Annotated in this window: 12 protein-coding genes; 6 read left to right on the top strand and 6 right to left on the bottom strand. The window is 72.8% G+C overall.

Annotated elements, in window-relative coordinates; translation table 11 throughout:
* Positions 1-100: 100 nt before the first annotated feature.
* Together ACFY1S_RS17695 and ACFY1S_RS17690 are read left to right on the top strand one after the other, a co-directional pair.
* On the top strand, positions 101-1,003 hold the full coding sequence (locus tag ACFY1S_RS17695; protein ID WP_387118860.1) for a hypothetical protein: 903 nt from the start codon (positions 101-103) through the stop codon (positions 1,001-1,003).
* Between the two features lie 64 nt (positions 1,004-1,067).
* Positions 1,068-2,798, top strand: a complete 1,731-nt coding sequence (locus ACFY1S_RS17690; RefSeq protein ID WP_387118857.1) for a DEAD/DEAH box helicase — start codon at positions 1,068-1,070, stop codon at positions 2,796-2,798.
* 49 nt (positions 2,799-2,847) lie between these two features.
* On the opposite strand, the gene ACFY1S_RS17685 is transcribed toward ACFY1S_RS17690, so the two are convergent.
* From ACFY1S_RS17685 to ACFY1S_RS17675, 3 genes are all read right to left on the bottom strand, one after another.
* Positions 2,848-3,252, bottom strand: coding sequence for a DoxX family protein (locus tag ACFY1S_RS17685; RefSeq protein WP_387118854.1), 405 nt, complete (start codon positions 3,250-3,252; stop codon positions 2,848-2,850).
* Between the two features lie 134 nt (positions 3,253-3,386).
* Positions 3,387-5,717 carry an endopeptidase La gene (gene lon, locus ACFY1S_RS17680; RefSeq protein ID WP_387118851.1) on the bottom strand — a complete coding sequence of 777 codons (2,331 nt, stop codon included), beginning with the start codon at positions 5,715-5,717 and terminating at the stop codon, positions 3,387-3,389.
* A gap of 141 nt (positions 5,718-5,858) precedes the next feature.
* A complete protein-coding gene (locus tag ACFY1S_RS17675) occupies positions 5,859-6,728 on the bottom strand; it encodes a manganese catalase family protein (RefSeq protein ID WP_387118848.1) in 870 nt (289 codons plus the stop codon).
* 238 nt (positions 6,729-6,966) lie between these two features.
* Between ACFY1S_RS17675 and ACFY1S_RS17670 the strand changes: the two genes are divergently transcribed.
* Complete coding sequence (locus tag ACFY1S_RS17670) at positions 6,967-7,572, top strand: response regulator (RefSeq protein ID WP_387118845.1); 606 nt, start codon at positions 6,967-6,969, stop codon at positions 7,570-7,572.
* Positions 7,573-7,719: 147 nt separating this feature from the next.
* Positions 7,720-8,067 carry an Lsr2 family protein gene (locus ACFY1S_RS17665; RefSeq protein ID WP_139586539.1) on the top strand — a complete coding sequence of 116 codons (348 nt, stop codon included), beginning with the start codon at positions 7,720-7,722 and terminating at the stop codon, positions 8,065-8,067.
* Positions 8,068-8,203: 136 nt separating this feature from the next.
* Here the strand turns inward: ACFY1S_RS17665 and ACFY1S_RS17660 are convergent, their stop codons facing one another.
* The 3 genes from ACFY1S_RS17660 to ACFY1S_RS17650 form a co-directional block, all read right to left on the bottom strand.
* The gene (locus ACFY1S_RS17660; protein WP_387118842.1) at positions 8,204-9,511 is read right to left on the bottom strand and encodes a hypothetical protein; all 1,308 of its coding nucleotides are present in this window, start codon (positions 9,509-9,511) and stop codon (positions 8,204-8,206) included.
* Positions 9,512-9,793: 282 nt separating this feature from the next.
* The gene (locus tag ACFY1S_RS17655) at positions 9,794-10,675 is read right to left on the bottom strand and encodes a hypothetical protein (RefSeq protein WP_387118839.1); all 882 of its coding nucleotides are present in this window, start codon (positions 10,673-10,675) and stop codon (positions 9,794-9,796) included.
* A gap of 122 nt (positions 10,676-10,797) precedes the next feature.
* Positions 10,798-11,658, bottom strand: a complete 861-nt coding sequence (locus ACFY1S_RS17650) for a phytanoyl-CoA dioxygenase family protein (protein WP_387118836.1) — start codon at positions 11,656-11,658, stop codon at positions 10,798-10,800.
* Positions 11,659-11,830: 172 nt separating this feature from the next.
* Here ACFY1S_RS17650 and ACFY1S_RS17645 point away from each other — a divergent pair, with 172 nt between their 5' ends.
* A complete protein-coding gene (locus ACFY1S_RS17645) occupies positions 11,831-12,928 on the top strand; it encodes a DUF6286 domain-containing protein (protein ID WP_387118833.1) in 1,098 nt (365 codons plus the stop codon).
* The gene (locus ACFY1S_RS17640) at positions 12,925-13,485 is read left to right on the top strand and encodes a hypothetical protein (protein WP_387118830.1); all 561 of its coding nucleotides are present in this window, start codon (positions 12,925-12,927) and stop codon (positions 13,483-13,485) included. Before ACFY1S_RS17645 ends, ACFY1S_RS17640 begins: the two co-directional genes overlap by 4 nt.
* Positions 13,486-13,544 lie beyond the last annotated feature (59 nt).

Genomic DNA, 13,544 nt, shown 5'->3' with positions numbered 1-13,544 from the left:
CACAGGTGCGAGTTGTCACGGTCGGACCGTGCGCCGCGCACGGGATTCCGGTGACGGACGAGCCTGCCGACCGCGCCGGAACGCCGGCAGTGTCGACGGCATGGAGAAGAAGACACCGATGTACGCGAACACCGCCACCGTCGTACCGTCGCCCGGGCCGCTGGCGACCCACCGGCCGGCACCGCCCGACGCGGCACCTGCCGGCGGCGCGCGGCGGCTGCTGTGGCATCTCGGCGAGATGGCGCTCGCGATGGTCGCCGGAATGGTGCTGCTCGGGCCGCTGTGGGAGACGGTAGGGCGCCCGCTGGGGCTCGGCGGGGCGTTGGGCCGCGCGGACGTGGCCGCGCTGGTGATGGCCACCAACATGACGGTCGGGATGACCGTGTGGATGCGCTACCGGGCGCACCACTGGCGGGGCGTCGTCGAGATGGCCGCCGCGATGTACGTGCCGTTCCTGCTGCTGCTCGTCCCGTTCTGGGCGGGTGTGCTGGGCGGCGATGTGCTGATGCTCGGCGGTCACCTGCTGATGGTGCCGGCGATGGTGCTGGTGGCGGTGCGGCACCGGCACGAGACGCCGTCGGTGATCCGGCGGAGGCCGGCCGTGGTGGCGTTGGCCCGCCGCTGGCCGACTGGGCTGGCGCTGCTGATGACCGTGGACATGTGGGTGGATCCCTTCGTGCTCAGCCCGTGGACGATGCTGGTGCTGCCCGGCGGTTACCTGCTGATCGGCCTGGTCCGCCGCTCGCTGGGCGGGCCGGGCGTGCTCGCCACCCAGCTCGTCGGTCTGGCCGCCTGGGTGGCCCTGACGCTCGTCGCGGTCGCCGTCGGGGGGCGGACGGCCTCCTGGCTGGTGGCGTTCGGGTGGCTGGCGCACGCCGGCTGGGACCTGGCGCACCACCGCACCGGCCGGGTGGTGCCGCGCGGCTACGCCGAGTGGTGTGGAGTGCTCGACGCGGCTCTCGCCGCGGTCATGATCCTGGCGATCCTGAGCAGCGGCGACTGACCCGGGTGCCGCTCTTGTGCCGGTCGCCGCAGCGGGCCGGACGGCGTGATGAAAGGCTTGGCACATGAGTTCCGCACCTGCACAGCACGACGCACCGACCGACACCACCCCCGACGGCACCGACGAGGCGAACGCCTTCACGGAGCTCGGGCTGCGCGCCGAACTGCTGGGCGCCCTGGCCGCCCTCGGTTACGAGGAGCCGACCCCCATCCAGCGGGAGGCGATCCCACCGCTGCTCGACGGCCGCGACCTGCTCGGTCAGGCCGCCACCGGCACCGGCAAGACGGCGGCGTTCGCGCTGCCGCTGCTGCACCGGATGGTGGCGCACCGCGACGGCGGGGACCCGGTGGCGCTGGTGCTGGTGCCGACGCGGGAGCTGGCCGTGCAGGTGTCCGAGGCGTTCCACCGCTACGGCAAGGACCTGGGCGCGCGGGTGCTGCCGATCTACGGCGGACAGCCGATCGGGCGGCAGCTGCGGGCGCTGGACAGCGGGGTGGACGTGGTGGTGGCCACCCCGGGCCGGGCCCTGGACCACATCGCCAGGGGCACCCTGCGCCTGGGCGGCCTCGCCACGGTGGTGCTCGACGAGGCGGACGAGATGCTCGACATGGGCTTCGCCGAGGACATCGAGGCGATCCTGGAGCACGCGCCGGCGCAGCGCCAGACGGTGCTCTTCTCGGCCACCATGCCGTCCCGGATCGACGGGATGGCCCGCCAGCACCTTCGCGAGCCGGTCCGGATCGAGATCGGCCGGGAGCAGACGGTCGCCGGTGAGGCGCCCCGGGTGCGGCAGAGCGCGTACATCGTGACGCGGGCGCACAAGCCGGCCGCGCTGGGCCGGGTGCTGGACGTGGAGTCGCCGACCGCCGCCATCGTCTTCTGCCGCAGCCGGGAGGAGGTGGACCGGCTGACCGAGACGATGAACGGCCGGGGCTACCGCTCCGAGGCGCTGCACGGCGGGATGAGCCAGGAACAGCGCGACCGGGTGATGGGCCGGCTGCGGGCGGGCACCGCCGACCTGCTGGTGGCCACCGACGTGGCGGCCCGTGGCCTGGACGTCGAGCAGCTCACCCACGTGGTGAACTACGACGTGCCGTCGGCGCCGGAGTCGTACGTGCACCGGATCGGCCGGGTGGGCCGGGCCGGCCGGGAGGGTGTGGCGATCACCCTGGCCGAGCCGCGCGAGCACCGGATGCTCAAGACCATCGAGCGGGTGACCGGCCAGCGGATCACCATCGACAAGATCCCCACTGTGGCGGACATGCGCACCCGCCGGCTGGAGCTGACCCAGGCGGCGCTGCGGGAGAGCCTGCTGGAGGACGACCTGGACCCGTTCCGGGTGATCGTGGAGACGCTCACCGACGAGTTCGATCTGATGGAGGTCGCCCTCGCCGCGGTGAAGCTGGCGCACGAGGTGACCTCCCCCGGTTCGGACGACGAGGAGGAGATACCGCAGGTGCCGGTGCGCGGCCCGCGCGAGGGCCGGCCGGAGGCCGGCGGTCGGGGCGGGGACCGGCGCGGCGGGGGCCGGCCGCGTCCGGGCGGCGGCAACACCGTGCAGGTCTTCGTCGGCCTGGGCCGGCGGGCCGGGGTGCGCCCGCAGGATCTCGTGGGAGCCATCACCGGGGAGACGGGCATCCGGGGCCGGGACATCGGCTCGATCGAGATCGCCGACCGGTTCTCACTCGTGGAGGTGCCGCAGGGAGTGGCCGACGAGGTGATCTCCGGGTTGCGCTCCAGCACGATCAAGGGCCGCAAGGCCACTGTCCGTCGGGACCGCGGCGGCGAGCGCTGAGCCCGCCGCCGGCGACCGCCGGGGGTACGACGGTCGCCGGCGGCGTGGATCAGAAGGCGTACGGGCCGAACCGGCCCCAGGCGACGACCGCGGCGAGCACGAGCAGCACCGCACAGGTGAGGGCGCCCTGGATCTCCATCCGACGCCGGTCCTGGTTGTCGGGCTTCTTCATGTCGCGCAGGTGCACCAGGATGCCGCCGATCATCACGATGACGAGGCCCACCGCGGCGAGGGGTGTCAGCACGGTGGCGATGCCGGTGAGCGGGGGCAGCACCAGCCCGACGGCGGCAAGCACCTCGACCGCGCCGAGCGCCTTGACCTGCGACGGCGGGACGGGGTCCACCCATCGCATCGGGTCGCGCAGCTTCTCCTTGGGCTGGGTCAGTTTGGCCAGGCCGGCGCCGGCGAAGATGGCGGCGAGCAGGATCTGGACGACCCAGAGCGCAACGTTCACAGGGGTTCCTCCGGGGGCACCGCCTCGCGGCGGAGAGGTGGGGTGAGGGTTCGAGCGGGACAGTAGTCCCCCACCCGCGTACAGCGACGGCCCCCGCCGTCGAGGAGACGGCGGGGGTCGTCGTGTGCGGAGCGTCAGGCGGCGGCGAGCGCCGGACCGTCGAGCGCCTCCACGTCGGCCGGGCGCAGCGCCAGGGCGAGCACGTCGGCCACGTCGGCCAGGGTGTGCACGGTCAGCGCCTCGCGCACCTCGGTCGGCAGGTCGTCCAGGTCGGGCTCGTTACGCGCCGGGATGATCACCTCGGTGAGGCCTGCCCGGTGCGCGGCGAGCAGCTTCTGCTTCACCCCGCCGATCGGCAGTACCCGCCCGGAGAGCGTCACCTCGCCTGTCATTCCGAACTCCGGTCGGACCGGGCGGCCGGTGACAAGCGAGGCCAGGGCCGTCACCATCGTGATGCCGGCGCTCGGGCCGTCCTTGGGCACCGCGCCCGCCGGGAAGTGGACGTGGATCCGACGCCCGGCCAGGACGTTCGGGTCGATGCCGAACCGCCGCCCGTTGGAGCGCAGGTACGACAGGGCGATGTGCGCCGACTCCTTCATCACGTCACCGAGCTGGCCGGTCAGGGTCAGCCCCGGCTCGCCCTCCATGCTGGTCGCCTCGATGAAGAGCACGTCCCCACCGGCGCCCGTGACGGCGAGACCGGTTGCCACTCCGGGCACCGCGGTGCGCTCGGCCGACTCCGGGGTGAACTTCGGCCGCCCCAGGTAGCCGGCGAGGTTGTCGGTGTCGACGCGTACCGGGGTCGGGTCGGTAGCCAGGGTCACCGCCACCTTGCGCAGGATCTTGGCGAGGCCACGTTCGAGCTGCCGTACGCCGGCCTCCCGGGTGTACTCCCCCGCGATCAGCGCGAGGGCCTCGTCGGCGATCTCGACCTCGTCGGCGGTCAGCCCGGCCCGCTCCCGCTGCCGGGGCAGCAGGTGGTCGCGGGCGATGGCGACCTTCTCGTCCTCGGTGTACCCGTCCAGCATGACCAGCTCCATCCGGTCCAGCAGCGGGCCGGGGATGGACTCGACCACGTTCGCGGTGGCGAGGAAGAGCACGTCGGACAGGTCGAGGTCGACCTCCAGGTAGTGGTCCCGGAAGGTGTGGTTCTGCGCCGGGTCGAGGACCTCCAGCAGGGCGGCGGCCGGGTCACCGGCGTAGCCGGCGGCCAGCTTGTCCACCTCGTCGAGGAGCACGACCGGGTTCATCGAGCCGGCCTCGCGCAGCGCGCGGACGATCCGGCCGGGCAGCGCGCCCACGTAGGTGCGCCGGTGACCGCGGATCTCCGCCTCGTCGCGGACGCCACCGAGCGACACCCGGACGAAGTTGCGCCCGAGCGCCCGGGCGACGGACTCGCCGAGGCTGGTCTTGCCCACTCCGGGAGGGCCGGCGAGGGCGAGGACCGCGCCGGAGCCGCGACCGCCGACCACGCCGAGGTTGCGCTCGGCCCGCCGGTTGCGCACGGCCAGGTACTCCAGGATGCGGTCCTTCACGTCGGCCAGGCCGGCGTGGTCGGCGTCGAGCACCGCCCGGGCCGCGGCCAGGTCGGTGTTGTCCTGGGTACGCGTACCCCACGGCATCTCGAGAACCGTGTCGAGCCAGGTACGGATCCAGCCCGCCTCCGGGGAGGCGTCACTGGCCCGCTCCAGCTTGCCGACCTCACGCAGGGCGGCCTCGCGGACCTTCTCCGGCAGCTCGGCGCTCTCCACCCGGCTGCGGTAGTCGGCCGAGCCGTCCGGCTCGTCTTCGCCCAGCTCCTTGCGGATGGCGGCGAGCTGCTGGCGCAGCAGGAACTCCCGCTGGGACTTCTCCAGCCCTTCGCGGACGTCGCTGTTGATCTGCTCGGTGACCTCCTGCTCGGCCAGGTAGTCCTTCACCCAGCCGACGAGCAGCTCCAGCCGGGCGGTGACGTCCGGCGCGGCGAGCAGCTCGGTCTTCTGCTCCAGGGTCAGCCAGGGCGCGTAGCCGGCCGAGTCGGCCAGCTCGGACAGGTCGGTCATCCGCTCGACGGCGTCGATGACCTGCCAGGCGCCACGCTGCTGGAGAACGGAGGTCACCAGGGCGCGGTACTCGCGGGCGAGTTCCCGGGCGCGGCCGGCGGGAGCGGGTTCGTCGAGTTCGGTCGCCTCGACCCAGAGTGCGGCGCCGGGGCCGGGCACGCCGGAGCCGATCCGCGCCCGGGACAGGCCACGGACCACGGCGGCGGGCTCGCCGTCGGGCAGCCGGCCGACCTTCTCGATGGTGGCGACCACGCCGACGGGGCCGTACTCGCCGTCGATGCGCGGCACGGCCAGCAGCCTGCGGTCGTCGGTCGTCCGTGCGGCGTCGATCGCGGCCTGGGTGGTCGGGTCGAGGGTCACCGGGATCACCATGCCGGGCAGCAGCACGGCGTCGGTCAGGGGAAGTACCGGAAGAGTTGCCATCGAACACCTGCTATCGCGTTGAGTTGAGCGTGTCTCACTCAAGTAACAAAGCGTTCCCCTTGTTCCGCGATGTGACCCAGACCACTCCCGAAGGAGCCCGTCAGGTCGCCCGGAACCGGCCGGGCGACCCGACGGGACAGCTCAGGTGAGCTTGTTCTTGACCGTGTTCACGACCGAGCCGGCCATCCCTGGGTTGGTGCCGTACAGGCGCGGGTCCCCCGGAGGCAGCACCGGCTCGGGGGCGTTCGCCCGCGGGCTTTCGCCGTACCGGAACTCACCCTTGCCGTCCGGCGTGGGCCCGGACGCCCAGCGTCCCTCGCTGGCGTCGCTGCCCGCGGAGAAGCTCAGATAGGTGTAGCCGAACTCCTCGGTGAACTCGCCGGAGTCCGGGAACGCCTCCGGCACCGGCATGTCCTCCAGCCCGTCCTCCTTGAGCTGCTCGATCGCCGCCAGCCACATGTTCTGGTGCATGGTGTCGCGGGCCAGCAGGAAGCGCAGCATCTGCTTGACGCCCGGGTCGTCGGTCATGTTGAACAACCGGGCGACCTGGAGCCGGCCCTGCGCCTCCGCGGTGACGTTGAGCTGGAAGTCGGCAAGCAGGTTGCCGCTGGCGGTGATGAACGCGCCATTCCACGGCACCCCGTTGGAGTCGGCGGGCAACGCCCCGCCACCGGAGTGGATGAAGTGCGCCGGGTTCGACCCGGCGTAGGTAGCGGCGCCCCCCGGGTTGTCGGCAACCCCCTCGGACAACGACAGCGGCGCATTGTCCAACAACCGGGTGATCATGGTGACGATCATCTCGACGTGGCCCACCTCCTCGGTGCCCACGTCGAGCAGCAGATCCTTGTACTTGCCCGGCAGCCGGCAGTTCCACCCCTGGAACAGGTACTGGTTGGCCACCGTCATCTCACCCCACTTGCCGCCCAGAACCTCCTGCAACCGGCGGGCGAACGCGGCATCCGGCCCGTCCGGCTTCGCCTCGAACTGCAGATCCTTGACATGACTGAACATCTGAACCTCCTCGTACCGGAACTGCTGGTGACGAGGCATCCCCACCTCGGTGACCCCACCGGGCCAACCTGTGTCCCCACCGGGTCAGGGCACCGGATGCGCGGCGACAACAGGCCCGGTACGCCCTATCGTTCGCAGATCCACCCGAGCCACCTCGTTCGGTGCCGGGCCGCATGATCCGTGCCCAACGGGGAACGGCGCAGACATGCCGGGCAGTTCCACACTCCGTATCGCGGTCGTGGACGATCACCCCCTTTTCGTCCACGGCCTGGAACTGCTGCTGCCGACGACCAGCGACGGTCGCGCGGAGGTCGTCGGCTCGACAGGCAACGCGGCGACCGCGGCGGGTCTGGTCAGCCGCTGCCTCCCGGACCTCGTCCTGGTCGACCTGCACCTGCCACCGCCCGGTGGCATCCGGGCCGTGGCGGCCATCCGGCGGACCACTCCCCAGACACGGGTGGTGGCGATGTCCGGTTCCACCGACCCGGCACCGGTGCTGGAGGCCCTGCGCGCCGGCGCCGAGGGCTATCTGCCCAAGACCAGCGGGCCGGAGGAACTGCTCCCCCCGCTGCTGGCCGTCCTCGACGGCTGGGCGGTGCTGCCGGCGGAGCTGCTCCGCGTCCTGCTGCGACCGTCGCGCTTCACGCCCGTCGACCTGGACGCCGAGGAACGCCGGCTGCTGTGCGCCATAGCCGCCGGCCGCCACACCGTCGATATCGCCGAGGAACTGCACGTGTCGGAGCGGACGGTGAAACGGATGACCGCCGCGCTGCTGCGCAAGCTGCGAGTGGCCAACCGCGCGGAGGCGGCCGCCGTGGCCGGTCAGGCCGGCCTGCTCGAATGAGGTTGGACCGCGATTCGGCGCCGATTCGCGGTTTCCCGTCACCGAATCGCGACGCGCCGAAATGAATGCGGCGCATATTGTTGCGGATTCCCCGGGTAGTAGGTCAGACTTTGGACACATCCCGCCACACACAGGGAGTAATCGGCAATGGCGAGAAAAGTAATCACGGTCCTGACCGACGACCTCGACGGCGGGAAGGCCGACCGGACAGTCGAGTTCAGTCTCGACGGCGTGGCGTACACGATCGACGTCTCGGACGAGAATGCCGGCGTCCTGCGCAAGGCGCTGGATCCGTACATCAATGCGGGCCGGCGCATCGGGCGAGGTGCCGTGGAGAACACCCGGACCGTTCGGCGTCCGGGTCGACCCAGCGGCGCGGGAATGGATCGGGAGCAGAACCGGGCCATCCGGGAATGGGCCGTCAAGAACGGCTACAAGATTTCCGAGCGAGGCCGGATCCCGGTCGAGGTCGTCGAGGCGTACAAGAACCGCTGACCGGACGACACGCAGACGGGGCCGCGCCGAAACGGTGCGGCCCCGTCATATTGTCGGCACTGTTCGTGACGGCGACGGCCGGTCACCCCGGGCTGTTCCGCCCCGGGTGACCGGCCGCCACCGACCGTACGACTACTCAGTTGACGGTGATCCGCACCGAATCGAACGCGGGCGTCTGGTTGGCGCGCTCCATCATCGGCAGGCGGTGCGAACCGTCACCCGCCCAGATCGAACACTGCGCGGTCCCCGACTCCGGCAGACCCGGGATCTGGATGGTCACCTCGTCCGGGTCGGCACCACCGCGACCGTCCTCGGTGGCCACGAAGAACGCGGGCACCTCCTGCGGCTCCGGCGGGGTGGTCAGGCTGTCCAGCATCCGGCACGCCGTGTGGAAGTGCCCCCGGACCAGGCCCTGGGCGTTGAGCAGCGAGCTCTCCACGTAGTACCCGCCCTGGCCGGCGGCCAGGAAGCGGTCCCGGACCAGGTTCCGGGTGCTGACCCGGAGCGTGAACGGCTGGTTGCGGCCCACCTGCTGGGGGAACTGGGTGATGAGCAGCGAGGGGTTGTTCGCGGCGGCGCCGACCTCACCGAATGCGGTGCTCACGCAGCGGTTGCCGTTCTGGAAGCCGTCGTGCGCCTGGAGCTGGCTCTCGTCGCAGTTGTTGGCAAGTACGCCGAGCCCGGCACCGGGAGCGGTACCGCCGTTGTTCCCGCCGCCGTTGTTGTTCCCACCGCCGTTGTTGCCACCGTTGCCGGTGCCACCGCCCGTGTTTCCACCGCCCGTGTTTCCACCGCCGGTGCTGCCACCGTTGTTGCCGCCGCCGCTGTTGCCGCCGGTCGGCTGCACCTGACACTCGGCGAGCTGCGCCAGTCCCTGCGGGCGCGGCCCGACCCGGTCGATGGCGGTCGTGATGCGGTCCAGCACCGCGCGGCGCTTGCCCGCCAACGGCTGGAGGATCGCGTTGCGGATGAAGGCCTCACCCTTGTTTCCCTCGGCGGCGAGTCGACGGTCGGCATCGGCGATCTGGGCCGTCAACTGGGCGAGATTGCGGTCGACCTCGGCCCGGGCCCGCTGCGGCACCTGCGGCAGCTTCGACGCCACGTCCGGGCAGGCCACCGCCGAGCCGGTGCCCACCGTGCCGTCCTTGCCGTCCTCACACTCGGGGACGGACTGCTGCCCGTCACCCCAGTGGTTACGGACCCACCGGCCATTCTGCCAGGTCCGCGTGGTCGAACCATTTCCGCTCGGCGCGGTCGCGCCCGAGCTGGGTTCCACGCACTGCCCCGCGGCCGGGCGGGGTTTGTTGGTCCGCCGATCCTGGGCCGACGAAATCTGGGTCACGGCGACAACTCCGCCGAAGACCACGAGCGTGCCGACAACGGCCAGCAGACGCTTGCTCCGCGCGTTGCCGGATGGCCGGCGCGCCCGAGTGGACCTGCGCATCGAATTGCTCTCCTTCTCGATCCGGTACTGGATTCCTGCCCTCGGCGGACCGACGGATTTGAGATGGCACGCGTCAACGGCGGCCACCACGACCTACCCGGTGATGTGTCGACGGCCGACGATGCCCTTTCCGCACCGTCCCCCGCGTCGGCTCGACGCGGATGGGGAGATCCTCTTCATTCGCGCAGGAGTACGGGACGGCGCGCGGGAAGGTTCAACCGGAGCGCAGAAAATTGTCGCGGGCCGACCCGGAGCGGGGTCAGCTGGGAAAACGGGCGCTGGTCAGTCGGCGCACAGGTGGTCGAAGGCGAACCCACCGACCATCTCCTCGCGGCGACGGCTCAGCGCGGCGATCTGCGCCGTCAGCTCGGCGCGGGGCAGAAGCCGAGCGTCGTCGGGCCCGGCGGCGCGCAGCCGCTCCCCGACGGCAACCGTGGCGAGGTCCTCGGCCAGCCGGGCCGCGTCGACGCCGCAGGAGAACCGGTGCTCGGTCACCGAGACCCGCTCCACGAGGCAGGCGTCGGGGCGCACCTGCACCCAGCTCCACCCCTGCGCCGGGCCGTCCGCCCAGCGCACGTGCAGTCCCCGCACGATCGGGTCGGCGAGCTGCCCGGCCACGTACGCGTCGACCGCGGCGGCGCGGGTCAACGCGCCGAGGTCGTTCACCGGGCCGGTACGACCGTCCGGCAGGCGGCCCAGGATGTCCCGGAAGCCCACCGGGGCCGGCTCGTCGTCCCCGCCCGTGCCCAGCCCGGCGCCCGCCGCGTAGGCCCGCGCGTCGATCACGTACTCCATCAGGCGACGGCCCTGCTCGGCGGCCCGCAGCGTCGGCGAGCCGATCCGCAGCACGGGCAGCCCCACCGCGGCGCTCACCGCGTCAGTCAGGCGCTCGGCGCGCTGCTCTGCGGAACCGGCCGGCGGCACCGGGCCGATATTCACGGCGACGACCGGCCACCCGGTGTCGGCGTAGAGGACGAAGTCGAACGCGGCCCGGCTCGCCGAACTCCACTGGCTGCCGGTGACACCAGGTGGGCATCCCTGGACGAGGTCGCTGAGCCGACGCGTCGCGTACACCCGGTGGCCGGCACGGCTGAGCAGCGCGCCGCCGCCGTCGGCGGGCGCCGCCCGCAGCCAGCCGCGCACGTCGCTGCCGGTGCTCGTCATCTGCCTGATCCATCCGCCGGTCGGTCGGGCCGGGCCGAGTCTAGGCGGTCGATCATGGCGCGCGCCTCGCCGGTGCGGCCGACACCGTGCCCGGCCGGTCGGACCGACGATTCCGGCGGCGGTTACTCGGCCGCGCCCATCACCAGGCCCTCGATCGTGTGCTTCTGCCGGATCGGTTCCAGCCGGTCCACCACCGGGCAGGGCAGGTGCTCGCGGACCAACGGGGGCAGGCTCTCCCAGTAGTCCCGGGTGACGGCCATGTCGTGGTGGGCCGCGTTGCCCGCACCCGGGGCGTCGACGCCGAGCACCAGCACCGGCCGGGCCAGCCGGGAGACGTTCGGGGTGCCGCGGTGGATGGTCAGCGCCGACCGGGCCGAGATGTCACCCCGGCGCGGGTACCTGCGCACCCCGCGCTGCTGGTACCGGGGGTAGCGCTCCCGGGGCGGGAACATCCCGTGGTCGAAGTCGGTCCCGTCGTCCCACTGGGTGCCCGGGGCGATCTCGAACGGCCCCATCTCCTCGACGGTGTCGACTGTGGTCAGGTTGAACGCCAGCGACGTGAGCCGCCGCTGCCGCCGGGTGTCCTGCGGCATCGGGAAGTCCCGGTGCCAGGGCTGCATCGCCGCGCCGGGAAAGGGGATGTCGAAGCCCAGTTCGACGATCTCGTACTCCGGGCCGAGCACCGCGGCGCAGACCGACACCACCCACGGATGGGTCGCCAGGTCGACGAAGCCGCGCAGTTGCTCCGGATGGATCTCCACGTACCAGCGTTGCGGGCCGCGGCCGACAGCGCCGTCCGGGCGGGAGCGGGCCTCGGAGAACGCGCTGGCCACGTCGCTGCCGACCTGGTCGACCCAGGCCGGGTCGAAGGCGCCACGGCAGGCGGTGATGCCGTCGCGGTAGAGGTCGCCGAGCGCCTCGACCGGCACCTCGCCCTCGTCGACGGGCGCGGGGTCCGTGGCGGGCGCCTCGTGAACGCGCATCGGGGGCCTCCTCATCGTCATTACAACGTTGTAGAAGCGTGCCAAGGGTTGGTGGTCGGCGCCAGAGCTGCGGGCGGTGATGTGATCCGGATCACAGCTCATCCGTGTTCCAGAGGTCCCTGCCCGGTGTAAGCAGCGGGGTCGCCGGCAGCGGGCCGGCCGGGAGGTCAGCATGTCGCGACAGCAGGTCGGCGGCCTCGCCGACAGTGCCCCTGGCGCTCGCCCACGCCTCACCGACCGTCCTCGACCTGCTCGCCTGCCCCGCCGGGCCGGCGATCCGACAATCCTGCGCCGGCCACGCGCCGACCGGGCCGGGAGACACCACCGCCTCCCCCAGCGACCGGTCGCCACCCGCCGGCCCAACCCCGGCCTGTTCCGCCGCGTCGGCGGGGAGAGCAGCGCCGCCGCCGCCAGCGCGAACCGGCGGGAACGGGAAACCGTCGAGGCGGCGGACGTCGCGCGGATCGCCACCGACGCGGCGGGTCGCGTACCGGGGGTCGCGAGCGCCCGCCCGGCCACCGTCCGCCTGGGCGGCCAGTCGGTGGGCCTCGACCTGAACCTCGTCACCGCGTACGGACACAGCGTGCCCGCCGTCGCCGAGGCCGCCCGGGTGGCCGTCGCCGACCGGGTGGCGGACACCACCGGGCTCGCCGTCGCCGCCGTCACCGTGACGGTGGACGACCTGCTCGTCCCCGGCGCGGACGGCGCCACACCGCCACGACCGGCCCACCGGCCGGAGAACGGCATGCGGACCGTCAACCGAGCGGCCTCACTGGCGCTGTCCGTGGCCCTGCTCGTCGGCGGCACACTGCTGGCCGCGCAGGCGCTACTGGCCACGCTGGGCCGCCCGGCACCGGCGATCGTCCCCGCCGGCTGGTACGACACGCTGACCACCGCCCGCTGGCACGACCCGAACGTCCGGACGGCGGCCGTCGGGGCCGTCCTTCTGGGGCTCGTCATCCTGGCCGCCCAACTGCGCCGCTGGACACCCGTCCGCCTCCACGCAGGCGAACGCGACGGCTGGTACCTGCGCCGCAGGTGCGTGGAACGCCGCCTGACCGACGCGGCCGGCACCGTTCCGGGCGTACGGCGGGCGCGGGTGCGGATCCGCAGGCGCGGCGAGCGGTGGCACCCCCGGGTACGCGCCGCCGGCGACCCGGCAGCCCGGGCGGAGATCGAGTACGCGGTGCACCAGGAACTACGCAACCTCGCCCCGCCCCGCCACGGCCACGTCGAGATCCGGCTCGCGCCGTACGGGCGGCCGACATGACCGACGCCGCGCACCGACTGTTGTGGACGATCGTCGCGCTCGTCCTGGTGGCGGGCGGGGCGACCACGCTCGTGGTCAGCTTCGGTGTGCCGCCGGGCGGTGGTCCCGACGCGGCGGTGCTCGGTGACGGGCTGCTGGACGCGTGGCGGCTGGCCACGCCGTGGAGCACCCTGGCCGCTACCGTCGCCGGGCTGCTGAGCGCACTGACCGGGCAGCGCCTCCTGGCCCGCGAGGTGCGCAGACCCGGACGGGCACTGCGCGGCACGTTGAGCCGCCCCGGGAACCGCCCGGGACGCACCCGGCTGGCGGCCGACCTCCTCACCCGGGCGTTGGAACGTGACCTGACCGCCCACCCGGCGGTACGAGCGGCCCGTGTCGTGCTCACCGGCACGCCACCCCACCCCGACGTGTGGATCCGGATGGACCTGACCGCCGACGCCGGGGCGGTCGCGGTACGCGAGCACGTCCACACCGCGGTCAGCCGTTTCGCCGTGACCGCCGGGTGCCGGCCCGCCCACCTCGACGTGACCGCCCGGATCACACCCGGGCGACCCTGACCGGCGCCGCGCCGGCCCGGCGGGCATCATCGGTACTGACGACGGACGGGGGTACCTGG

This window comes from Micromonospora sp. NPDC000663, assembly GCF_042898105.1.
Taxonomy (GTDB): domain Bacteria; phylum Actinomycetota; class Actinomycetes; order Mycobacteriales; family Micromonosporaceae; genus Micromonospora.
Note: the sequence above shows the minus strand (reverse complement) of the source record. Positions and strands in the feature narration are given on the sequence as shown.